This is a genomic window from Bacillus cereus G9842, assembly GCF_000021305.1.
Classification (GTDB): Bacteria; Bacillota; Bacilli; order Bacillales; family Bacillaceae_G; genus Bacillus_A; species Bacillus_A thuringiensis_S.
This window is the reverse complement of sequence record NC_011772.1, coordinates 5,206,366-5,229,749: the sequence shown is the minus strand read 5'-3', so window position 1 is coordinate 5,229,749 and position 23,384 is coordinate 5,206,366. Positions and strand designations below refer to the sequence as shown.

Below are 23,384 nucleotides of genomic sequence, written 5' to 3'. Positions count from 1 at the left end.
ATGGAATATTAAAAGTATTTGTTATAAGCTATTTGTTTTTGCTATCCCTCCGTTTCTATACGCGTTCTCAGACAAACTGGATTATGTTCAAAGTAATATTATTTAACGTAAAACAAAATGTATATTTACACAGTTATTTGGAAATATACACAATTCGACAAAAAATGTCGAAAAAAATACTGATATAAAGAATGATATCAGACCTTTATATGTGAGATAGTTTTCATGTATATCTAGTAAAAAAGAATGGTTATAAAGGTAAGTTTTACGATACATACTAACCAAGGTAGTGTATCCCCTTGTGAAGGCTTATTTTTGCCTTAAAGTTATGTGGAAATAAAAATCTAGATAGGGTTGTTTTTGGTCAGAATGAAGACAATATGTACTTTGAAAATAGCCATCTATTTTGTCTAAAGAGAGTTGTACGATTAGTGGACCGAAGTTGAAAGACGATAGTTTCTTACATTGTTAGAGGGATATAAGGATTACAGAATATTCGACTAACCCGTTACTACGGTCATTTTTGAGACTGTTTAAACAATAAAAAAGAAGGTGTTTTCCTCCTTAGCTACAATATCTTTTTAGTAAAGATAAGCTTAAGTAACCTCCGCTAAAGATTATATACTTAAATGATAAAGAGTTCAACAATAGTTCACATATTTTCCCAAAATTAAAAAACGGCTGTTTTATGTGGAATAAATCTACAAAACAGCCGTTTTTTTATATTAGATTTCTGTTAAGATTATTGGTTCGCCGCGTGTTACGACAACGGTATGTTCACATTGTGCAACAAGACTTTTATCAGGTGTAATGAATGTCCAACCGTCGTCACCACGCTCAATAATATGATCAGCTTTCATAGATATGAACGGTTCTACAGCGATAACAAGACCGTCTTTTAGAAGCGTGTTATCCATTGGATCATAGTAGCTTAAAATGTGATTTGGTGCTTCATGTAAGCTAAGACCAATGCCGTGACCAGTTAAGTTTTGAATAACATTGTATCCACTTTTATGTGCGAAGTTTGAAACAGCACGACCAATTTGATTTTGTTTTGAGCCAGCTTTAACCTTTTTCATTGCTGCCCAAAATGCATCAACCGCTGCTTGGCAAAGCTTTTCTTTTGCCTCGTCTTCTCCAAGTACAAATGAAATACCTGTATCAGCATAATAGCCATCAAGTGCAGCAGATACATCGACGTTTACTAAATCGCCTTCTTTTAATACACGATCTCCTGGAATACCATGAGCAACTTCTTCATTTACACTAATGCAAGTTACACCTGGAAAATCATATTCTTTTTCAGGTGCAGAAATAGCACCATGCTCATCTAATACTTTTTTACCGATCAAATCAAGCTCTTTCGTTGTCATACCTGGCTTCGCTTGTTTTTTCATTTCTTCACGTGCAAGCGCAACGATGCGGCCGATTTTTCGTAAGCCTTCTAAATCTTGTTCATTACGAATAATCATGAAAACCACTGTCCTTCCTCGAATATATATCTTATCCGATTGTATCATGTTTATTTTCGTCCTGCTACTTGCTTGCGGTATGCGGGCTGATTCCTCTCACAAGGAATATATGACAATTGTCATATCGATGTCATGACGTATCATACTGTTTCCTAAGTTTTCCAGGTAATACAATGTAAATATAAGAAACAGTGGGGGTGGAGAGATGGAAAAGATTATTGAAGTAAATGGTGTTTCTAAAACATTTAAACATAAAAACGCAGTAAATAACGTTTCATTTCACGTGGATAAAGGAGAAATAGTAGCATTACTTGGACCAAATGGTGCGGGGAAGACGACGATAATTTCGATGATGCTTGGATTAAAAGATCCTACAGAAGGTACGGTTTCTATATTTGGAAAGAGTCCAAAGCAGAGAGGCGTTCGTAATAATCTTGGGGCAATGTTACAAGAAGTAAGTGTGATTGATAGCATTACAGTGGAAGAGGCAATAGAGCTATTCCGCAGTTATTATAAGAATCCTGTAGCGAAAGAAACGTTACTGCAGTTATCAAATTTAGAATCAGAGCGAAAGCAAAGATGTGAGAAATTATCAGGTGGGCAAAAAAGAAGGTTAAACTTTGCGCTTGCACTTGCGGGAAATCCGGATTTGTTATTTTTAGATGAGCCGACAGTCGGAATGGATATTACGTCTCGAAGAACGTTTTGGGAAACGATTCGAAAGTTAGCAAGTGAAGGGAAAACGATTATTTTAACGACGCATTATTTAGAAGAAGCAGATGCTTTAGCAAATCGTATCTTATTATTTGCGAACGGAAAGATTATCGCAGATGGTACACCAGACGAAATGAAAGCAACGATTTCGAGAAAAACAATCACATTTTATTCGAAGGAAAGCATTCCTACAAAATTACTAAAGGAATTACCAAATGTAACAGAAGTAAAGTCAAACGAAGGACGCTTCATTTTAACAACGGAGGATACGGATGCAACTTTAAAAGCCATTTATCAAAGGAGTTTACCTGTAACAGATGTTTCAGTTGAACGTGGAAGCCTTGATGAGGCATTTGAACAGTTTGTCGCAAATCAGAAGGGGGAAATCGCATGAGAGCGTTATGGATGCAATGCAAAATAGAAATTTTACGTACATTCCGCAATAAATTATTTATTTTTTTCTCATTATTAATGCCTGTTATGTTTTACTACATTTTTACAAATGTTGTTCAAGTACCACAAAACGGAGATGCGTGGAAGGCACACTATTTAATTTCGATGGCAACTTTCAGCATTGTAGGGACTGCACTCTTTAGTTTCGGTGTGAGACTTTCTCAGGAAAGAGGGCAAGGGTGGACACATCTTCTAAAAATTACACCGCTTCCAGAGGGAGCATATTTAACAGCAAAAATTATCGCTCAAACAGTAGTAAATGCTTTTTCAATATTAGTTATCTTTATTGCAGGGATACTAATTAATCATGTTGAGTTAACGGTAGGGCAATGGATTGGTGCGGGGCTATGGTTATTGTTAGGGGTAACACCATTTTTAGCATTAGGAACAGTAATAGGTTCCATTAAGAAGGCGGACGCAGCTGCTGGCTTAGCAAATATTTTAAATATGAGTTTAGCTATAGTTGGCGGGTTATGGATGCCGATTGAAGTATTCCCCAAAATATTAAGAACGATTGGTGAGTGGACACCGACATACCATTTCGGAAGTGGTGCGTGGGATATTGTAGCTGGAAAATCAATTGGATGGGAAAATATCGCGGTATTAGGAGGTTATTTCCTTATATTTGTTGTAGTATCAATATATATAAGAAAAAGACAGGAAGCGGTATAAATGATAGAGAAAAAGAGGATTGAGGTTTTTCCGAAACATATGGGGTTCTTTCCGTATATGTGGTTTGTTTATCTATTATTTCCAATTTATCACTTAGCGCAGGCATCAGGATGGAAGCTTGTAATAGGAAGCGGTATGTTGATAATTTTTATCGTCACATACCGTCAGCTTTATTTTGTTCAGAGAACGTTTGTTTTTTGGGCTTGTATTCAAATGGTACTCATCTTTTTATTTGCTTTATTTTATAATCCTTTTATGATATTTTTTGGCTTTTTCACAGCAAGTGCGATGGGATTTGCGCCAAATAAGAAAGTATTTCGAGTGCTGTTATGTTCGTTAGTTATAATGCTTGGAGCATTTTTATTTGTAAATATGAATCAACTAACAACTACAAGTTTAGTAAATATCGTTCCGATGTTTATTTTAATGCTTCTTACGCCATTTGGTATGCGCAATTTTAAGCAGAAAAAGATGTTAAAGAACCAACTGAATGAAGCAAACGAGCAAATTAAAGACTTAGTAAAGCGTGAAGAACGGCAGCGGATTGCGAGAGATCTTCATGACACATTAGGGCATACGTTATCTCTTATTACTTTGAAAAGCCAGCTTGTAGAGAAGTTAATTGTGAAAAATCCAGAGCGTGCAAGTGTGGAAGCGAAGGAAATTACACAAACGTCTCGTACAGCCTTAAAGCAGCTGAGAGAATTAATTTCTGATATGCGTATGATTACGGTAGAAGAAGAGCTAGAGCAAATAAAGGCAATCTTACAAGTAGCTAATATTGAATTAGAAGTGAGGCAAGAAGCAAGCTCGAGCTCGTTATCACCAATTGAACAAAATATTGTTGGGATGTGTTTACGTGAGGCCGTTACAAATGTTGTAAAACATAGTAAGGCAAAGCGGTGTGCAGTTTCTGTATTAGAATCGCAAGGTGAGCTGATTTTGAAAGTAGAAGATAACGGAATTGGTTTAACAGATCAAAATCATGATGGAAATGGTATCCGCGGCATGAAAGAACGAATTGCTCTTATTGATGGATTTGTTGAACTAGGTACAATCAATCCAGGGACGTTGTTAACAGTAAAAGTTCCAGTTGTTATTAGAACAGGAAAAGATGAGGTGAGGGCATGATTCGAATTATTATTGCAGAAGATCAACGGATGCTTCGTGGTGCATTAGGTGCCTTACTTGATCTAGAAGATGATATCGAAGTAATTGGGCAAGCGGCAAACGGGGAAGAGGCGCTAAAATTAATTGAATCGTTAAAACCGGATATCAGTATTATGGATATTGAAATGCCAATTCAAAGTGGATTAGATGTTGCTGAAGCGTTAAAGAAAGAAAAATCACCATGTAAAGTTATGATTTTAACAACATTTGCACGGCCAGGATATTTTGAAAGAGCAATGAAAGCTGGCGTGCACGGCTATTTATTAAAAGATAGCCCAAGTGAAGATTTAGCAGCAGCAATTCGTAATGTAATGAAGGGGAAACGAGAGGTCTCCCAAGAGTTAATGTTCGGTCTATGGCAGGAGCAAAATCCGTTGTCAGATCGCGAAAAGGAAGTATTGTTGCTTGCGAAAGAAGGAAAGACGGCAAACGAAATTGCGAAGGCACTTTATCTTTCACCGGGTACAGTACGTAATTATATTTCTGAAGTATTAACGAAGCTCGATGCGAAAAATAGAATTGAGGCAATTACAATTGCGGAAGAAAAGGGTTGGATATAAGAAGAAGTTTACCTAAGAGGAGTAAACTTCTTCTTCTTTGTTATTGTACTTCTATTACCTTATTTACTTTTTGTAACGACTTGTAACCATGTGCTTCAAATGCCTTTGCAAATTCATTTGATACGGCAGTGCCATATAAATCTTTTGCAGCTTGTACGATGTGAGATTGAAGTGATTCAAAGTCTTCAGCGGAAGTTGCATAATTTTGCAATGCACGCATAACAACTTTGCTTACTTTTTCATTGCCTTGTTTTTGAACAGCAACACCGTTATATGTTTTACCTTCAGCTAATTGATATAATACGTGACTGATAATACCAGAATTCACGTGTGATTCTTGATTATTACCATCATTATAGAAATCTTTTAAATTTGTATATAATTTATGACCGCCGTCACCAATTTCCCTTGGGATATCACGAATTGTTAGGCCACCTAATGTATCGCCCATAATCCAGTTTCCTTTATCTTTCTTTACGTAATATTCGATTTGTGTACCCCAGAAATCCGCTAATCCCTCGTTTAGTGCAGATGTTTCAGCGCTTGGATATCTCACGACTTTATTTTTCGTCGTGCCACTGAATACAGCATGTCCAAATTCATGAGCTGTTACATCAAGAGCTGATGTTAGTTTGCCGTCTAAACCATCACCAAATACCATTTGGTTCCAAGCGGGATGCCAAAACGCATTTACATAGTCTTCTTTTATACCATCACTAACTTCAGTAGAATCAAAACCGTGTACACTAGCAACAACTTTTGAATCTTTATTATCGTAACTTTTTAGATTATGTTCTTTCTTAAAGTAATCATAAATATCACTCATGTTCTTCATAGCGCCCGCGGCTTCTTTATCTGCAAAATTAGGAGTGCTACTTGAAATTAGTGTCCCTGGATAACCAGCTTGACTATATCCCCCGAGGGAATCGGCGTAGTTTGCATTATAAATATAAATACCATTTCCGCGTGATAAATCCGCTAAATAAAATTTCCCATCAGTTCCTTTGGCAATATTGAAAGAGATGTTTTCTTGAAGTGCATTTTTCCCAGTTCCTTGCTCACTTGCAGTGGATAATCTAGGTGATGTTACTTGATTTATAGTCTTATTCTCTTTGTTTTTAATGAATTTTTCTTGGAAAAGTACTTCACCAGTTTTTAGATCAACGATAGCATTGCCATTTATAATTTGTTCATTGTTTTCATAAGTAAATGTAATAACAGTTGCGAATGTATAATAGCCATCTTTTTTCTTATAAACAACGGTTTCGCTAGAGAATTCTGTCTCAACCGCATCACTTGGAATTTGAACTATATCGCGTAATTTAGATTTCACTTCATTTTTCGACAAAAAATTTGTTATAGTAAGATTAGGTTGTTGATTTAAATTTTGAACAACTTTACCACTAACAGTTGTGATCACTCCATTTTTATCTACTTTTACAATGAGATCTTGGCCATATACTTTATAGTTTTTATATGTTTGTGCAAGGCGAACTTCGGTTTGATTTTCTTTGGTTTCTTTATTTGTAGGTTGGAAATCTACATTTTTTTCAGTAGTGACTTGTTCTTGTTGAGCTTTAGCCCCATCTACCTCACCTTTTAAATACTTTTTAGCAATATTTTCTTTCGTATCATTTTGAGGTTGTGTTAATTTCCCGATTGTTAAACCAGGCTGAGCAATTTCAACTTTGACTGCACTTTTGTCTAATTCTTGAGCATGAATAGCTTCTGTTGATAAAGGGTAAAGAAGACCGAATGTAACGAAAGCACTGGCAAGTTTTCTATAATTCATCTATAACACTCCTAATCTATTATTGTATGTGAGATGAATTGTATGAAAAATTTGCCGAATTTTATATATATTATGCATTATTTCATATCAAAAATTGTCGAATGCACATTATTGTAGTGGTATGACAACTTAAAAAATTAGATTGTTATAATGGGATGGTGAGTAAGTATGCAAGCAGAGAAATTAGGAAGTGAAATTAAAAAAATTAGAGTGTTAAGAGGACTAACACAAAAACAGTTATCCGAGAACATATGTCATCAATCGGAAGTAAGCAGAATTGAATCGGGTGCAGTATACCCAAGTATGGATATATTGCAAGGTATTGCAGCGAAATTACAAATTCCCATTATTCATTTTTATGAGGTACTCATTTATTCGGATATTGAAAGAAAAAAACAGTTTAAAGATCAAGTCATTATGCTTTGTAAGCAAAAAAGATATAAAGAAATTTATAATAAAGTATGGAATGAGCTGAAAAAGGAAGAATATCATCCTGAATTCCAGCAATTTCTTCAATGGCAATATTATGTAGCTGCTTACGTGTTGAAAAAAGTCGATTACGAATATTGTATTTTAGAATTAAAGAAATTGCTCAATCAACAATTGACAGGAATTGATGTATATCAGAATCTTTATATTGAAAACGCAATTGCAAACATTTATGCTGAAAATGGCTATTTGAAGAAGGGTATTGATTTATTTGAACAAATATTAAAACAATTAGAGGCATTGCATGATAATGAAGAATTTGACGTGAAGGTAAGGTATAATCATGCAAAAGCATTATACTTAGATAGTCGATATGAAGAATCACTTTATCAAGTAAATAAAGCGATTGAAATATCATGCCGAATTAATAGTATGGCATTAATTGGACAGCTATATTATCAAAGAGGTGAATGCCTAAGGAAGTTGGAGTATGAAGAGGCAGAGATTGAAGATGCATATAAGAAGGCAAGTTTCTTTTTTGATATATTAGAAATGCATGCATATAAAGAAGCGCTCGTAAATAAAATCAGCAGATAAACAACCTAAAAAGTGGATATGCATAATTGCATACAATGTGAATAAATTTTCATGATATATTAAAAGTAAAAAATGTGGGTGATGGAATATGAAAAAATTACTTATTGGTAGTTTATTAACGTTAGCAATGGCATGGGGTATTTCATTAGGTGATACAACATTAGAGAAAAGTCAAATAATTTCTCATAATGATCAAGAGGTACAAGTAGCTGCAGATTTACCTTTTGAGTTTTAAAAAACAACCGCCTTATTTAGACGGTTGTTTTTTTATGGAGTAACATCCAAACGTCTTTACTAGAAACAGGTTTGCTAATAAAGAATCCTTGAATGTGATCACAATTTTGTCTATGTAAAAATTCCCATTCTTCTTCCGTTTCTACACCTTCTGCAATCACTTCTAAATTTAGTTCTTTTGATAGTGTAATAATGGAAGAGACAATTGCTTCTTCTAAAGGACTATTTGTAATTCCACAAATAAACTCTCGAGCAATTTTTAATGTGTTGATTGGATATTTTGTTAAATAAGCTAAAGAACTATAACCAGTTCCAAAGTCATCGATTGAAATTTGAATGCCGAGATTTTGAAGCTGTTCTAGTTTTGCAACTACAGATTGATTTTGATTAATTGCGATGCTTTCCGTAATTTCAATATCTAGTGCTTCTGGTTTCAGTTCTGTTTCTTCTAACACCTTTGAAATAGTTGGGATTAAATCAGCATGGTTAAATTGAACAACAGATAAATTCACACCAACTTTTAAGTGAGAAAAACCTTGATTATGCCATCTTTTTGCCTCTAAACAGGCAGTACGTAAAATCCAATTACCAAGTTCAATAATAAAACCAGTTTCCTCTGCTAGAGGAATAAATTGGGCAGGAGATACGATACCGAGTTTTGGATGCTTCCAACGTATTAATGCTTCAAAACCGATAATTTCTTTTGTTTTTGTGCTTACTTGTGGTTGGTATTCAAGGAAAAATTCATTTTGTTGTAATGCTTTTGAAAGTTCACCTTCTAAGAATTGAATTTCATTTTGAGCGATACTCATTTCTTTTGAGAAGAAAACAAATCTGTTTTTTCCATTTGCCTTCGCACGGTACATAGCCATATCAGCATTTTTCATTAACTCATTTACATCAGTTCCATAATCAGGATACATCGCAATTCCGATACTCGGTGTAATAGAGAGTTCTTCGCCTTGAATGAAGAATGGTTTGTTTAAAATAGTTAAAATCTGTTCAGCTATAAAAATTGCACTTTTTTCTGAGTACATTTCTGGTAATAGAATGGTAAACTCATCTCCACCTTGGCGAGCGACGACATCTTTTGAACGCAAGCAACCGCGTAGTCTGTTTGCTACTTCAATTAATAATAAATCTCCGACGTCATGACCAAGTCTATCGTTAATTTTTTTAAATCGATCTAAATCAAGGAACATGACGGCGACATCATTTGCGTTAGTTTGGGCTGTATTCAAAATGGCTTTTAAATCTTTTTCGAACTTTCGGCGATTTGGTAATCCAGTAAGTGCATCGTGAAAGGCTAAATGTTCTACTTGTTTTTGTTTTTCATATAAAGTGGTAATATCACGCGCTATCCCAAACATTCCGACCACTTCTTTGTTTATAAAAGTAGGGATAAGTGTAATATGGAGATAATAATAATAGCCTTCTTGTTCTTTTGTACGAACTTCTAACGTTTGTGGCTTACCTTCCTTTGTAATTTGTAAAGCCTTCTTAAGTAGTTCGTGGTCTTTTGAATCAATGAAGTGTACCAGAGAATAGCTTGCCACTTCGCAATAATAGGCAGTAAATAAGCTTTCGCATGCCTTATTAGATTGTTGAAAAATGCCATTCATATTTAAAGAGAAAACGGCATCGGGATGATCTTCGAATAAAGATTTATAGCGTTGTTCACTTTTTGATAATGCAAATGCACCTTCTTCAACTTCGCCCTCTAGTTGTGTAGTCAACTGTTCATATGTATGGATTAGTGCTTGATTATCTTTCCACATGTAAAGTTGCCGCAAGAATAACAAAATAAGTGATAACACGAGGCCGATTAACATGAATTTATCATCCCAAGGTTGAATGATAATAAAAGAAAAAGTAATAATTATACTAAAATAAGGTAGTATAAAACGTATATAATCGAATCGATAATATTTTGCTTTCGTTTCATGCTGCATTGGTTTATCCAAAATATATAGTATGGAAGAAAGTCCAATTAATAAAATAGAAGCAGTGTGTATTAAATAATTAATTTCAGCGGAAGTTTTCATCCCAAAATTCAATTGAAACAGATGAATATAACCGTATACGAGTATAATAGTGAAACCGATAATTAATGCGATTCTACTAGAAGAATATTGTTCTCTTCTATATAGGCTAATAACGGCGTAAATTACTAATGATTGTGCAATAAAATACCCAATTAAAATCCAAGTGTCCTTTGTTAACATGCGGAAGCTTGAAATATCTAAGATAAAAGTTAAGGTGAAATAAATGTTCATAATAATAATAAAGATGCTATCGAATGAGAATTGAGAAAGTCCCTTAATAGAGTAATTTTTTATAAACTTTATAGCAAATCCAACAAAGAGCAAAATATATTGTATGATAAAAAAAGGTAATGCTTTATATGAAAATATAGATTGATTATGCATGGAAATCGAACTAAGAAATAGGGTTATCTCCATAACTAATCCACATAGGCAAGTGCATAGTAATAAAATCCAAAATAGTTTATCACTGCGTTTCATTTTTTTAATAGCTTTATATAAACAGTGGCAAGAAAAAAGTGCAGCAAAACAGAATAAGAAAAGAATCCCAATTTCCTTTATATGCGACTCATTTGGAATAAAGAGTATCCAAAGAGCAAATATAGATATGTATATTATGACAAATTGTACATACTTTTTTTGATTAATCATATTATGACTCCGTTTCAATAAAGTTGAATCTCGGGGGAATGCTAATTTAAATAATAGCATATAAAATAGGATGTTTTTTACTATAAAAATTACTTTTTTGAAAAAATGGTGCAAAGTTACAATTTACCACTGTAACATTGCACCACTTATTCTTTTAATGCCTCTTATAGCAGAAAGTTCATCTATTAATCGGAATAGTGCTAAGTCTTTTTGTTTACTTTCAATCATAATATCGAAATTATGATTGTTTTTTTTTGCAACGTGTAAGAAGGGCTTAATAAACTCTAAATCGATATATTCAGCATGAGCCCTAAATTCTTTTTCCGATCTTGGGGAGGAAATGTGAACTTTAGGAGAGATATTTGTATGTGACCAAGTTTCAAAAATTGCAGGAAGCAACTCTTCTAGTGGTTGCTCGCAAAGATTGGCCATATGATGATGATAATCAAATACAAATGGGATATTTTCTTTTTGGCAAATTGATAAAGTTTCAGAAGTTGTATACGTTTTATCATCGTTTTCAAGGGTCATTTGTTTTTTTATATGTGCAGGAAGTTTTTTTATGTTTTCATGGAAGCGCTCAATTGCCTTTTCTTTATTTCCATAGGCTCCACCTACATGAATATTAATGTAAGAAGAATCTGCAATGCCTATAGCATCCAATATTTTATAATGATAAGTCATATCCGTAATAGCGTTAGTAGTAATATGTGGCTTGTCACTTGTAAATAAAGTAAATTGATTTGGATGAAAACTTATTCGTAAATTGTGTTCTTTAATTAAAGCCCCTATTTTACGCCAAAGTGGTGTGAATACCCCAATATAGTCAAACTCGACTTCGGGATGTGTTGCAAGTGGGACGATGGAAGACGATAGGCGATATAGCGGGATTTCATGCGCTATATTGTAATGAAGGATACGTATTGTGTGCTCTAAATTTTGCCTTATAACATGGTACAATTTGTCTTCTCGCTCTTGTTTGCTGAGTTTCTTAAAGCTTGTAAACGTCATTGTTTTGGCAGGAGAACAGTCCCAGAGTGCCATTGCATGTGAGACATATCCAAACCGCATAATCATATGAGATACACCTCTTTTATTCATTGTCTTTCCTATAAAAAGAAAGCAAGCATTGTTCCAATCCATTCTTTTCCTCTATCGATAAGAGAAGGTGGGTTTACATCGCTATAGGAAAGTACGGATGCATTCTCTAGATCTTCATGGAATTTATTTTTTACTGTTCGAATGAAATGTTTATTATATAACAGGCAGTTTATTTCATGGTTAATATATAAACTTCTCATATCAAAGTTTGCTGTTCCAATATCACAAATATCATCATCCACTATAATAATTTTGGCGTGAAAAAAACCTTGTTGAAATGCGTAAATATTGCAACCAGCCTGTATTAATTTTCGGCAGTACGGGAATTTTGCTTCTCGAACGAGAGGGTGATCAGCTTTTTCTGGAACGAGAATTGTGATTTGAACCCCTCTCTCTCTTGCTTTTAATAAGGCATTCATAATTTTTTTTCCAGGAATGAAATATGGTGTACCAATACAGATTTCTTTTTTTGCTCCGTTAATTAAATGTAAAAAAGTATGCTGTAAATAAGCACCATCAGTCGGAATAAATTGATGCATTATGGTACCTGGGTTTTGTTTTGGAAAATAAAGAGAAACATCCAATAAATTCTGTTTCGTATCATCAAACCAGTCATGCAAAAATTGCTTTTGTAAATCTTGAACCCCTTCTCCTGTAAGACGTAAATGATAGTCTCGCCATAATCCTAAATATTCATTATGCCCTAGATACTCTTCGCCGATATTAAAGCCCCCGATATAGCCAGTTTTCCCATCAATCACTGTAATTTTTCTATGATTTCTTTGATTGGCAGAAAAGAAAAGTAGAGGAAATTTTATCTTATGACAAAATGAAAAAGATACACCATGTTTTCGCAGGGAGCGAATAGCTTCGTTTGATAAATAATGGCTGCCAAATCGATCAAGTAAAAGTCGTACTTCAATTCCTTCCTGAGCCTTATCAATCAGCAACTTTAAAAATTCACGACTGATTTTATCGTTTTTTACAATGAAGAATAAAATATGAATGTGGTGCTGTGCTTGTTTTATATCAGTAAATAAGGCGTCATACAAATCTTTCCCGTATGAAAGGTCAATTGTAATCCAAAGAGCAACGGATATTAACAAAAGAGATAAGTAGAGCATCAGTGAATTCCCTCCTTCGCATTCTTTTCACCTTCAGTGTGTTACAAATGATACGGGTAGCACGGTTGTTATTATAAATTTCATCAGAGGATAGTATGTCGCACTGATTAAAGTTTCACTTTATCCCGCTTTAACGGGCAGTAAGCTTCCTACTTCAAAAACTGATGAATAAGTAGAAGTTAGTTTGGAAATCAACTGCCCGTAAAAGCCCGATTGGTTCAACTAATAATCAGTGGGGGATGAACCACCCCTACAGATTAAAGTTTCACTTTATAGTTTCACCGAAATAAACAGCTTTATGAAAAAATGTGTTGTTCTATAACAAAAAACTGTTGACTGAATGCTCACTCATTATATAATGGGGGTAGGGGATATAATTCAGAAAATTATATATTTTTGAAGATTCTAAAAAGAAAGAGGGCTTACAAAGAGAGGGGTAGCATAAAAATGAATAGCTTACTGATCATTAATTGGCTGGCTGCCATTGCTGTTATTGCTTATGCAGGATATTTGTTTGTATATCTTATACGGACGAGAATAGCCTACATACAATTAGGAAAAAAAATTGAATTTGACCGTCGTTTTAAAGAGCGTTGGGATCTTCTTAAGGTCAATGTTTTCGGTCAGAAAAAGCTGCTGAAAGATAAGAAAAGCGGCATCATTCACGTTATGTTCTTTTACGGATTTATTCTTGTCCAATTTGGAGCAATTGACTTCGTTTGGAAAGGACTCGCACCAGGATCACATCTTCCACTTGGACCACTATACCCTGCATTTACATTCTTCCAGGAAATTGTCACACTTGTTATTTTAATTGCAGTATTTTGGGCTTTTCATAGACGTTATGTAGAAAAGCTTGTTCGTTTAAAACGTAACTTCAAATCAGGTCTTGTTCTTATCTTTATCGGTGGTTTAATGATCTCTGTGCTACTTGGTAACGGTATGGGACTTATATGGCATGGCGAGGAGCTTTCATGGAGTGAACCAATTGCTTCTGCAATCGCTTACGTTTTTAGCGGGATAAATGAAACCGTAGCCATTTCAGTGTTCTATTTCTCTTGGTGGGTGCATTTACTAATTTTGTTAACGTTTTTAGTGTATGTTCCACAATCAAAACATGCGCATTTAATTGCGGGACCAGCTAATGTATTTTTCGGTCGTATTTCAAATCCAGGGAAGCTTGAAAAGATTGATTTTGAAGATGAAACACAAGAAACATTTGGTGTTGGTAAAATTGAAGACTTTAGACAAAATCAACTTATTGACTTATACGCTTGTGTAGAGTGTGGCCGTTGTACAAATATGTGTCCAGCAACAGGCACAGGGAAAATGTTATCGCCGATGGACTTAATATTAAAACTTCGCGATCATTTAACTGATAAAGGGGCTGCGGTAACATCAAAAGCACCGTGGGTTCCAGTAGTTGCCTTCAATAATACACAAGGAAATCAGTTAGCGATGATGGCAGCTGGAAAAGGACAACAAGAATCAGCGGCTACAACGCTCGCTTACGATCCGAGTTTAATCGGAGATGTTATTACAGAAGAAGAGATTTGGGCATGTACAACGTGTCGTAACTGTGAAGATCAATGTCCAGTTATGAATGAGCATGTTGACAAAATTATTGATTTACGTCGATATCTCGTTTTAACAGAAGGAAAAATGGACGCGGAAGCACAACGCGCGATGACAAACATCGAGCGTCAAGGAAATCCGTGGGGTCTGAACCGTAAAGAGCGTGAAACATGGCGCCAAGGTGATGACGAAGTAACAGTTCCAACTGTAAAAGAAAAATCAAAAGCTGGTGAGGAATTCGAGTATTTATTCTGGGTTGGTTCAATGGGATCATACGACAACCGTAGTCAGAAGATTGCAATATCATTTGCGAAGTTAATGAACGAAGCAGGCATTTCATTCGCAATTCTCGGTAATAAAGAAAAGAATTCTGGAGATACACCACGTCGCCTCGGAAATGAATTTGTATTCCAAGAGATGGCGACAAAGAATATCGAAGAATTTGAAAAGGCAGGAGTGAAGAAAATCGTTACGATTGATCCTCATGCTTATAACACATTTAAAAATGAGTATCCGGACTTTGGCTTGCAAGCAGAAGTCTATCATCATACAGAATTGTTAGCCCAGTGGGTGAAAGAAGGGCGTTTAAAGCCTGTTCATGCTATTGAAGAAACAGTTACGTACCATGATTCCTGTTATTTAGGAAGATACAACGAAGTGTACGAAGCGCCACGTGACATTTTGAAAGCGATTCCTGGAGTGAATCTTGTAGAAATGGCACGTAACCGTGAGACTGGAATGTGTTGTGGCGCAGGTGGTGGCTTAATGTGGATGGAAGAAACAACAGGCTCTCGTATTAACGTTGCTCGTACAGAACAAGCATTAGCTGTACAGCCATCCATTATCGGTACAGGTTGTCCATATTGCTTAACGATGATCAGTGATGGCACGAAAGCGAAAGAGGTAGAAGAAAAAGTTCAAACTCTTGATGTGACAGAGATTTTAGAACGATCTGTTATCGGACAGAAAAAAGAAGCGATGTAGTTTATAAGAATGTATACAACTTTAGAAAGAGGTGCAATGATTGCACCTCTTCTCAACGTAGGGATACCGAGCGAGCGCTCAGTGTTAAAAAATGAAATGGGGGAAAGAAACATGAGTAAAACAGTTATTTTAAGTGCTGCAAGAACACCAGTTGGAAGATTCGGAGGATCTTTAAAAGATGTAAAAGCGACGGAACTTGGAGGAATTGCAATTAAAGCAGCGCTTGAAAGAGCAAATGTTGCAGCTAGTGATGTTGAAGAAGTTATATTTGGAACGGTTATTCAAGGTGGACAGGGACAAATTCCATCGCGCCAAGCTGCAAGGGCTGCAGGAATCCCTTGGGAAGTGCAGACGGAAACAGTCAATAAAGTTTGTGCATCAGGCCTTCGTGCGGTTACGTTAGCGGATCAGATTATTCGTACTGGCGATCAATCACTGATTGTAGCTGGTGGTATGGAGTCGATGAGTAACAGTCCTTACATTTTACGCGGAGCAAGATGGGGATACAGAATGGGCAACAACGAAGTTATTGATTTAAACGTTGCTGACGGTTTAACATGCGCATTTTCAGGTACACACATGGGTGTTTATGGCGGAGAAGTTGCGAAGGAAGATGGAATTTCTCGCGAAGCGCAAGATGAATGGGCATATCGTAGCCATCAGCGTGCGGTTTCAGCGCATAAAGAAGGACGTTTTGAAGAGGAGATCGTTCCAGTAACGATCCCGCAAAGAAAAGGCGATTCTATTGTCGTTGCAAAGGATGAGGCGCCACGTGAAGATACAACGATTGAAAAGTTAGCAAAGTTAAAACCTGTATTTGATAAGACAGCGGCGGTGACAGCTGGTAATGCGCCAGGCTTGAACGATGGTGGTGCCGCACTTGTATTAATGAGCGAAGACAGAGCGAAGCAAGAAGGAAGAAAGCCATTAGCGACAATTTTGGCGCATACAGCAATTGCAGTGGAATCTAAAGATTTCCCAAGAACGCCAGGTTATGCAATTAACGCATTGCTTGAAAAAACAGGCAAGACAATTGAAGATATCGATTTATTCGAGATTAATGAAGCATTTGCAGCGGTAGCAATTGCAAGTACAGAAATCGCAGGAATTGATCCAGAAAAATTGAATGTAAATGGCGGCGCAGTAGCGATGGGACATCCAATTGGAGCAAGCGGAGCGCGCATTATCGTTACACTAATCCATGCGCTTAAGCAGCGCGGCGGCGGAATTGGAATTGCTTCGATTTGTAGCGGTGGCGGTCAAGGGGACGCAGTGATGATTGAAGTTCACTAATTAAAGTTCGAGGGTATAAAATTTATTAACAATTAAGGGGGAAGAAAAAATGGGTGTACAAAACATTGTTGTAATTGGTGCAGGGCAAATGGGATCAGGAATTGCACAAGTATGTGCAATGGCAGGATATGACGTGAAGGTACAAGATTTAAAACAAGAGCAATTAGATAGAGGTTTGGCTATCATTACGAAAAACTTAGCGCGCCAAGTAGAAAAAGGACGCATGAAGGAAGAAGAGAAGGAAGCGACATTAAATCGTCTTACAGTAACGCTTGATTTAGATTGTGTGAAAGAAGCGGATCTTATTATTGAAGCAGCTGTTGAGAAAATGGATATTAAAAAGAAAATCTTTGCGAATCTAGATGAAATTGCTCCAGAACACGCAATTTTAGCGACGAATACGTCATCTCTGCCAATTACAGAAATTGCAGCGGTAACGAAGCGTCCGGAAAAAGTAATCGGTATGCACTTTATGAATCCAGTTCCAGTTATGAAGCTTGTTGAGATTATTCGTGGTTTGGCTACAGATGATGCGGTATATGAAGCAATTGAAGATATTACGAAAAAAATTGGGAAAGTACCAGTTGAAGTAAATGATTTCCCAGGTTTTGTATCAAACCGCATTTTGTTACCGATGATTAACGAAGCAATTTATACGTTATATGAAGGTGTAGCGACGAAAGAAGCAATTGATGAAGTAATGAAGCTGGGTATGAACCATCCGATGGGGCCTTTGACGCTCGCTGATTTTATCGGTTTAGATACGTGTTTATACATTATGGAAGTGTTGCATGAAGGATTAGGAGATAGTAAATATCGCCCATGTCCGTTATTACGTAAGTATGTGAATGCAGGATGGTTAGGTCGTAAAACAGGTCGTGGATTCTACGTTTACGAATAAATTCCCCCTTTGTTACAAAATAGTGGTCTTACCAAATTGTTAAAAGGATATATAGCAAATGGAGGCGGAGTATATGAACTTTCGTTTTAATGAAGAGCAGCAAATGATGAGGAAAATGGTTCGGGATTTTGCACAGAAGGAAATAGCTCCCTTTGTTCCTAGTATGGAACAAGGGGTGTTCCCAAAAGAGGTTTTACAAAAGATGGGTAATCTTGGATTAATGGGGATTCCAGCGCCTGCAAAATACGGCGGGGCAGAAATGGATTTTATTTCTTACATTCTAGCAATTGAGGAAATCTCAAAGGTAAGTGCAACAGTTGGTGTAATTTTAGCTGTACATACGTCAGTTGGAATGAATCCGATTTTATATTTCGGAACAGAAGAACAGAAGAAAAAATATGTTTCTAAACTTGCAACCGGGGAATATTTAGGCGCATTTGCTTTAACAGAGCCAAATGCAGGATCGGATGCAGGGAGTTTGAAATCAAGAGCTGTAAAAAAAGGCGATCATTATATTATTAATGGATCGAAAGTGTTTATTACAAATGGTGGTGAAGCAAGTACGTACATTGTATTCGCTTCTACAAATCCAGATGCAGGAAAAAGTGGTATTTCTGCATTTATAGTAGAGAAAGATACACCTGGTTTAATCATCGGAAAAGATGAACATAAGATGGGGCTTCTCGGTTCTCGTACGGTACAACTTACTTTTGAAGATATGAAAGTGCCAGCTGAGAATTTACTTGGGGAAGAAGGACAAGGATTCAAGGTGGCAATGGCGAATTTAGATGTTGGGCGAATTGGAATCGGTGCACAGGCGTTAGGAATTGCTGAAGCGGCGCTTGCATGTGCGATTGATTATGCAAAAGAACGAGAGCAATTTGGGAAACCAATTGCGGCGCAGCAAGGGATTGGCTTCAAACTTGCAGATATGGCAACAAGTGTCGAAGCAGCAAGGTTACTCGTATATAGAGCGGCGTCTCTTAGGGCACAAGGATTACCATGCGGTAAAGAAGCATCTATTGCGAAATTATTTGCTTCTAAGACAGCGGTTGAAGTCGCGATTGAGGCGGTGCAAGTATTTGGTGGTTACGGTTATACGAAAGACTATCCAGTAGAACGATTTTTCCGTGATGCGAAAATCACGCAAATATATGAAGGAACAAGTGAAATACAGAAACTTGTTATTAGCCGTGCTTTATAAAAGGGCGAGGGGGAGACGGAGATGCATTTTAAACTATCAGAAGAACATGAAATGATAAGAAAAATGGTTCGAGATTTTGCTAAAAATGAAGTAGCACCAACAGCAGCTGAGCGTGATGAGGAAGAGAGATTTGATCGAGAGTTATTTGATCAAATGGCAGAGCTTGGTTTAACCGGTATTCCGTGGCCTGAAGAATACGGAGGAATTGGAAGCGATTACTTAGCATACGTAATTGCTATTGAAGAATTATCTCGAGTTTGTGCTTCAACAGGTGTAACACTATCTGCACATACTTCACTTGCGGGATGGCCAATTTTTAAATTTGGGACAGAAGAACAAAAGCAAAAGTTTTTACGACCGATGGCTGAAGGGAAGAAAATTGGTGCATACGGCTTAACGGAGCCAGGATCTGGATCGGATGCTGGTGGAATGAAGACAATCGCAAAGAGAGATGGCGACCATTATATTTTAAATGGATCAAAAATTTTCATTACAAATGGCGGTATTGCTGATATTTATGTTGTTTTTGCGCTAACTAATCCTGAATCGAAGCAGCGCGGTACGAGTGCATTTATTGTAGAAAGTGATACACCGGGATTTTCAGTTGGGAAGAAGGAGAGCAAGCTAGGGATTCGCTCTTCACCAACGACTGAAATTATGTTTGAAGATTGCCGTATTCCTGTAGAGAATCTACTTGGAGAAGAGGGGCAAGGATTTAAAGTTGCGATGCAAACATTAGATGGAGGTCGTAACGGTATTGCGGCGCAAGCTGTTGGTATTGCACAAGGGGCTTTAGATGCTTCTGTAGAATATGCAAGGGAGCGCCATCAATTTGGAAAGCCAATTGCGGCGCAGCAAGGGATTGGCTTTAAACTTGCGGATATGGCAACAGATGTAGAAGCGGCACGCCTTTTAACATATCAAGCGGCTTGGCTTGAATCAGAAGGGCTTCCGTATGGAAAAGAATCAGCGATGTCAAAAGTATTTGCGGGGGATACAGCGATGAAGGTGACGACTGAAGCGGTGCAAGTATTTGGTGGTTACGGTTATACGAAAGATTATCCAGTAGAGCGTTATATGCGAGATGCAAAGATTACACAAATATATGAAGGAACACAAGAGATTCAGAGGCTTGTAATTTCTCGTATGTTAACGAAGTAGGAACGAAAGCGTAGGTATTTTCCTACGCTTTTTCCTTCCAAAAAATAATAGAGAGAGGTGAAGGTAATGGTTAAACATAATGTACATGCATCGGTGAAAGATGAAAAATTAGTTGCGTTAAGACGTGAACAAATGATTAAAGGTGCGGTGCAACTGTTTAAACAAAAAGGATTTCCGCGTACAACAACGAGAGAGATTGCAAAAGCGGCGGGATTTAGTATAGGGACACTTTATGAGTACATTCGTACAAAAGATGATGTTTTGTATTTAGTTTGTGATAGTATATATGAACATGTAAAAGAACGATTAGAGGAAGTAGTATGTACAGAAAAAGGGAGTATAGAAAGTTTAAAGATAGCGATAACGAATTACTTTAAAGTGATGGACGAATTACAAGAAGAAGTATTAATTATGTATCAAGAAGTACGTTTTTTACCGAAAGAATCTCTCCCATATGTATTAGAAAAAGAGTTTCAAATGGTAGGAATGTTTGAGGATATTTTAGAACAGTGTACGGAAAATGGAACGTTTATATTAAATAAAAAAGAAATACAGCTTCTTGCACATAATATTTTTATACAAGGACAAATGTGGGGGTTTAGACGCTGGGCGCTGCAAAAACTGTATACGCTTGAAGAATATACAGAAATGCAAATTAGGTATGTGTTGCAAGGTGCCCATATGCTTCCGAAATAAGGAACAGACAAATTATTAATTTTATTACCATATAAAAGTTTCCCGTTTTTTTTGTAGCATATTTGTGCGACTTTTGTTTATAATGAATAGTATGGATTTTTTTAAGCAGACCGTTATATATAAGGTTATATTTGATGAAAGGAAGTGCCGCATAAGTGAATTTTAAGCAATATTCACCAGAAGAGCTAAAAGAATGTTCAATGATTGAAGTTGTACATAGCGTTTTAGGGGATAAAAGACAAGCAACGACATTCAACGAGTTGGTTCAAGAAATCGCTCAAGTGCTGGGACTATCTCAAGAGCAAGTTAATGCGAAACTCGCACAATTTTATACAGACTTAAACATCGATGGACGTTTCATTAATTTAGGAGAAAATCGTTGGGGACTACGCAGCTGGTACCCATATGAGCAAATTGATGAAGAAATCTTACCGCAGCCAAAACCGAAGAAGAAACGTAAAGTTGAAGAAGACGGTTTTGACGACTACATTGAAGAAGATGAAGATGACTTTGACGATGCAGACGGAAATGCAGACGAAGAAGATGATGTAGAAGATTTGGACAAGGTTCTTGAAGAAGAAGACGGAGATGACGACGATCTTGATGATTTAGAAGAAGATGAAGAAGACGACTTCGCTGAAGAAGAACTTGAGTATGATGAAACTGAAGAAGAAGAGGAAGAACTGTAGTTCTTGACTTTTCATTATCGTCCATGTAGAATCATTTTTGGGCTCTTTAAAAAAGGACGATAATACTTTTAAAGTGTAAATATAAAAGAAAATTGCTCCCTACTTATTACTTTATGTGATGAGGGGAGCAATTTTCTTTTTTGTTTTTTGTTTAGAAAATAAAAAGAGTCTAACAATAAGATGGATACAGTGTTATCTACATACGTTGCGCTTTGCAACGGTGATTATATAACAGCAAAATAGAAGGGAGCTTTTTCATGACTAAGTATATTTTTGTAACAGGCGGTGTAGTATCGTCTTTAGGAAAAGGTATTACAGCAGCATCTCTTGGAAGACTTTTAAAAAATCGTGGTTTAAATGTAACGATTCAAAAGTTTGATCCATACATTAACGTAGACCCAGGGACTATGAGCCCATACCAACACGGTGAGGTATTCGTAACAGATGATGGCGCAGAAACTGACTTAGACCTTGGTCACTATGAGCGTTTTATCGACATTAACTTAAACAAATACAGCAACGTAACAACAGGTAAAATTTACTCTTCAGTTCTTCAAAAAGAGCGTCGCGGTGAATATTTAGGAGGAACAGTTCAAGTTATTCCTCACATTACTAACGAAATTAAAGAGCGCGTATATCGTTCTGGCCGTGAAACAAATGCGGATGTTGTTATTACAGAAATCGGTGGAACTGTTGGTGATATCGAGTCTCTACCATTCTTAGAAGCAATCCGTCAAATTAAGAGCGACATCGGTCGTGACAATGTAATGTACATTCACTGTACGTTAATCCCGTACTTAAAAGCAGCGGGTGAAATGAAAACAAAACCAACACAACATAGTGTTAAAGAACTTCGTAGCTTAGGTATTCAACCAAATATTATCGTTGTTCGTACAGAACTTCCTGTTTCTCAAGATATGAAAGACAAGCTTGCATTATTCTGTGACATCGATACAAAAGCAGTTATCGAAGCTCGCGATGCAGATACTTTATATGCGGTTCCATTATCTCTTCAAGAACAAAACATGGACCAAATCGTTTGTGATCACTTAAAATTAGACAATCCAGCTGCAGATATGACAGAGTGGACTGCGCTAGTTAACAAGGTACGTAACCTTTCTAAGAAAACAAAAATCGCTCTTGTTGGTAAATATGTAGAACTTCAAGATGCATATATTTCTGTTGTAGAAGCACTTCGTCATGCTGGTTACTCATTCGATACAGATGTAGAAGTAAAATGGGTAAATGCTGAGCACGTAACAGCAGAAAATGTACAAGAATTAGTAGGAGACACAGATGGTATCCTTGTACCAGGTGGCTTCGGCGATCGTGGTGTAGAAGGTAAAATCGTTGCGATTCAATATGCTCGTGAAAACAAAGTTCCATTCTTAGGAATTTGCTTAGGTATGCAACTTGCATCAATTGAATTCGCACGTAATGTATTAGGTTTAGAAGGTGCTAACTCTTCTGAGATTAACCCTGATACACCATACGCAATCATTGACCTATTACCAGAACAAAAAGATGTAGAGGACCTAGGTGGTACACTTCGTCTTGGTCTATACCCATGTAAGCTTTCTGAAGAAACAAATGCTTACAATGCTTATAATGAGCCGGTTGTATATGAGCGTCATCGTCATCGTTATGAGTTCAACAACCAGTTCCGTCCGGATATGGAAAAAGAAGGATTCGTATTCTCTGGTACAAGCCCAGACGGTCGTCTAGTTGAAATCATTGAATTAAAAGACCACCCTTGGTTCGTAGCAGCACAGTTCCACCCAGAACTTGTTTCTCGTCCAAACCGTCCACAACCATTGTTCCATGACTTCGTAAGAGCTTCTATTACGAATAAAGAGAGCAAGTAATA

Annotated in this window: 19 protein-coding genes; 14 read left to right on the top strand and 5 right to left on the bottom strand. The window is 36.6% G+C overall.

Features of this window, described 5'->3' with window-relative positions; translation table 11 throughout:
• Positions 1-725 precede the first annotated feature (725 nt).
• On the bottom strand, positions 726-1,520 hold the full coding sequence (gene map, locus BCG9842_RS26515; protein ID WP_002083543.1) for a type I methionyl aminopeptidase: 795 nt from the start codon (positions 1,518-1,520) through the stop codon (positions 726-728).
• A gap of 157 nt (positions 1,521-1,677) precedes the next feature.
• Here map and BCG9842_RS26510 point away from each other — a divergent pair, with 157 nt between their 5' ends.
• Genes BCG9842_RS26510 through BCG9842_RS26495 form a run of 4 tightly spaced genes read left to right on the top strand, consistent with a single transcriptional unit; the run spans position 1,678 to position 5,041 of the window.
• A complete protein-coding gene (locus BCG9842_RS26510; protein ID WP_000411122.1) occupies positions 1,678-2,580 on the top strand; it encodes an ABC transporter ATP-binding protein in 903 nt (300 codons plus the stop codon).
• The gene (locus BCG9842_RS26505; protein ID WP_001202431.1) at positions 2,577-3,311 is read left to right on the top strand and encodes an ABC transporter permease; all 735 of its coding nucleotides are present in this window, start codon (positions 2,577-2,579) and stop codon (positions 3,309-3,311) included. Before BCG9842_RS26510 ends, BCG9842_RS26505 begins: the two co-directional genes overlap by 4 nt.
• Positions 3,312-4,442: a sensor histidine kinase gene (locus BCG9842_RS26500; protein WP_000570630.1), complete on the top strand. Its 1,131-nt coding sequence runs from the start codon at positions 3,312-3,314 to the stop codon at positions 4,440-4,442.
• On the top strand, positions 4,439-5,041 hold the full coding sequence (locus BCG9842_RS26495) for a response regulator transcription factor (protein WP_000619243.1): 603 nt from the start codon (positions 4,439-4,441) through the stop codon (positions 5,039-5,041). Before BCG9842_RS26500 ends, BCG9842_RS26495 begins: the two co-directional genes overlap by 4 nt.
• 40 nt (positions 5,042-5,081) lie before the next feature.
• On the opposite strand, the gene BCG9842_RS26490 is transcribed toward BCG9842_RS26495, so the two are convergent.
• Entirely contained in the window at positions 5,082-6,833 is a 1,752-nt protein-coding gene (locus BCG9842_RS26490) for a M4 family metallopeptidase (protein ID WP_001109525.1), read from the bottom strand.
• Between the two features lie 168 nt (positions 6,834-7,001).
• Between BCG9842_RS26490 and BCG9842_RS26485 the strand changes: the two genes are divergently transcribed.
• Positions 7,002-7,859, top strand: a complete 858-nt coding sequence (locus BCG9842_RS26485) for a helix-turn-helix domain-containing protein (protein ID WP_001147494.1) — start codon at positions 7,002-7,004, stop codon at positions 7,857-7,859.
• 88 nt (positions 7,860-7,947) lie between these two features.
• A complete protein-coding gene (locus BCG9842_RS26480) occupies positions 7,948-8,094 on the top strand; it encodes a quorum-sensing peptide PapR (protein WP_000734733.1) in 147 nt (48 codons plus the stop codon).
• Positions 8,095-8,110: 16 nt separating this feature from the next.
• Here BCG9842_RS26480 and BCG9842_RS26475 read toward each other — a convergent pair whose 3' ends face one another.
• The 3 genes from BCG9842_RS26475 to cls all read right to left on the bottom strand — a co-directional run bounded on the left by BCG9842_RS26475 (position 8,111) and on the right by cls (position 13,014).
• Positions 8,111-10,789, bottom strand: coding sequence for a DUF4084 domain-containing protein (locus BCG9842_RS26475; protein ID WP_002162962.1), 2,679 nt, complete (start codon positions 10,787-10,789; stop codon positions 8,111-8,113).
• A 123-nt stretch (positions 10,790-10,912) separates the two neighbouring features.
• Positions 10,913-11,866, bottom strand: coding sequence for a UV DNA damage repair endonuclease UvsE (gene uvsE, locus BCG9842_RS26470; protein WP_014895365.1), 954 nt, complete (start codon positions 11,864-11,866; stop codon positions 10,913-10,915).
• Positions 11,867-11,898: 32 nt separating this feature from the next.
• Positions 11,899-13,014 (bottom strand): cardiolipin synthase, encoded by a 1,116-nt coding sequence (cls, locus tag BCG9842_RS26465; protein ID WP_000966409.1) that lies wholly within the window; start codon positions 13,012-13,014, stop codon positions 11,899-11,901.
• A 447-nt stretch (positions 13,015-13,461) separates the two neighbouring features.
• Here cls and BCG9842_RS26460 point away from each other — a divergent pair, with 447 nt between their 5' ends.
• The 8 genes from BCG9842_RS26460 (at position 13,462) to pyrG (ending at position 23,382) form a co-directional block, all read left to right on the top strand.
• On the top strand, positions 13,462-15,573 hold the full coding sequence (locus BCG9842_RS26460; RefSeq protein WP_001086753.1) for a heterodisulfide reductase-related iron-sulfur binding cluster: 2,112 nt from the start codon (positions 13,462-13,464) through the stop codon (positions 15,571-15,573).
• Between the two features lie 9 nt (positions 15,574-15,582).
• Positions 15,583-16,866: an acetyl-CoA C-acetyltransferase gene (locus BCG9842_RS26455; protein WP_015945936.1), complete on the top strand. Its 1,284-nt coding sequence runs from the start codon at positions 15,583-15,585 to the stop codon at positions 16,864-16,866.
• A gap of 49 nt (positions 16,867-16,915) precedes the next feature.
• Complete coding sequence (locus tag BCG9842_RS26450; protein ID WP_000538874.1) at positions 16,916-17,767, top strand: 3-hydroxybutyryl-CoA dehydrogenase; 852 nt, start codon at positions 16,916-16,918, stop codon at positions 17,765-17,767.
• Between the two features lie 73 nt (positions 17,768-17,840).
• Complete coding sequence (locus BCG9842_RS26445; protein ID WP_001011191.1) at positions 17,841-18,971, top strand: acyl-CoA dehydrogenase; 1,131 nt, start codon at positions 17,841-17,843, stop codon at positions 18,969-18,971.
• A 21-nt stretch (positions 18,972-18,992) separates the two neighbouring features.
• Positions 18,993-20,132, top strand: a complete 1,140-nt coding sequence (acdA, locus tag BCG9842_RS26440; RefSeq protein ID WP_000545547.1) for an acyl-CoA dehydrogenase AcdA — start codon at positions 18,993-18,995, stop codon at positions 20,130-20,132.
• A gap of 66 nt (positions 20,133-20,198) precedes the next feature.
• On the top strand, positions 20,199-20,828 hold the full coding sequence (locus tag BCG9842_RS26435) for a TetR/AcrR family transcriptional regulator (RefSeq protein ID WP_000238594.1): 630 nt from the start codon (positions 20,199-20,201) through the stop codon (positions 20,826-20,828).
• Between the two features lie 155 nt (positions 20,829-20,983).
• Positions 20,984-21,517: a DNA-directed RNA polymerase subunit delta gene (rpoE, locus tag BCG9842_RS26430; protein WP_001009774.1), complete on the top strand. Its 534-nt coding sequence runs from the start codon at positions 20,984-20,986 to the stop codon at positions 21,515-21,517.
• 257 nt (positions 21,518-21,774) lie between these two features.
• Complete coding sequence (gene pyrG, locus BCG9842_RS26425; RefSeq protein WP_000170448.1) at positions 21,775-23,382, top strand: CTP synthase; 1,608 nt, start codon at positions 21,775-21,777, stop codon at positions 23,380-23,382.
• The last annotated feature ends 2 nt before the right edge of the window (positions 23,383-23,384 follow it).

Bases quoted from the DNA above. Each gene is read 5' to 3' on its own strand.
- BCG9842_RS26490 (WP_001109525.1), bottom strand. From the start codon at position 6,833: ATGAATTATAGAAAACTTGCCAGTGCTTTCGTTACATTCGGTCTTCTT.
- BCG9842_RS26485 (WP_001147494.1), top strand. From the start codon at position 7,002: ATGCAAGCAGAGAAATTAGGAAGTGAAATTAAAAAAATTAGAGTGTTA.
- cls (WP_000966409.1), bottom strand. From the start codon at position 13,014: ATGCTCTACTTATCTCTTTTGTTAATATCCGTTGCTCTTTGGATTACA.
- pyrG (WP_000170448.1), top strand. From the start codon at position 21,775: ATGACTAAGTATATTTTTGTAACAGGCGGTGTAGTATCGTCTTTAGGA.
- map (WP_002083543.1), bottom strand. From the start codon at position 1,520: ATGATACAATCGGATAAGATATATATTCGAGGAAGGACAGTGGTTTTC.
- BCG9842_RS26505 (WP_001202431.1), top strand. From the start codon at position 2,577: ATGAGAGCGTTATGGATGCAATGCAAAATAGAAATTTTACGTACATTC.
- BCG9842_RS26475 (WP_002162962.1), bottom strand. From the start codon at position 10,789: ATGATTAATCAAAAAAAGTATGTACAATTTGTCATAATATACATATCT.
- uvsE (WP_014895365.1), bottom strand. From the start codon at position 11,866: ATGATTATGCGGTTTGGATATGTCTCACATGCAATGGCACTCTGGGAC.
- BCG9842_RS26445 (WP_001011191.1), top strand. From the start codon at position 17,841: ATGAACTTTCGTTTTAATGAAGAGCAGCAAATGATGAGGAAAATGGTT.
- acdA (WP_000545547.1), top strand. From the start codon at position 18,993: ATGCATTTTAAACTATCAGAAGAACATGAAATGATAAGAAAAATGGTT.
- BCG9842_RS26495 (WP_000619243.1), top strand. From the start codon at position 4,439: ATGATTCGAATTATTATTGCAGAAGATCAACGGATGCTTCGTGGTGCA.
- BCG9842_RS26500 (WP_000570630.1), top strand. From the start codon at position 3,312: ATGATAGAGAAAAAGAGGATTGAGGTTTTTCCGAAACATATGGGGTTC.
- BCG9842_RS26435 (WP_000238594.1), top strand. From the start codon at position 20,199: ATGGTTAAACATAATGTACATGCATCGGTGAAAGATGAAAAATTAGTT.
- BCG9842_RS26450 (WP_000538874.1), top strand. From the start codon at position 16,916: ATGGGTGTACAAAACATTGTTGTAATTGGTGCAGGGCAAATGGGATCA.
- BCG9842_RS26510 (WP_000411122.1), top strand. From the start codon at position 1,678: ATGGAAAAGATTATTGAAGTAAATGGTGTTTCTAAAACATTTAAACAT.
- BCG9842_RS26455 (WP_015945936.1), top strand. From the start codon at position 15,583: ATGTATACAACTTTAGAAAGAGGTGCAATGATTGCACCTCTTCTCAAC.
- BCG9842_RS26460 (WP_001086753.1), top strand. From the start codon at position 13,462: ATGAATAGCTTACTGATCATTAATTGGCTGGCTGCCATTGCTGTTATT.
- BCG9842_RS26480 (WP_000734733.1), top strand. From the start codon at position 7,948: ATGAAAAAATTACTTATTGGTAGTTTATTAACGTTAGCAATGGCATGG.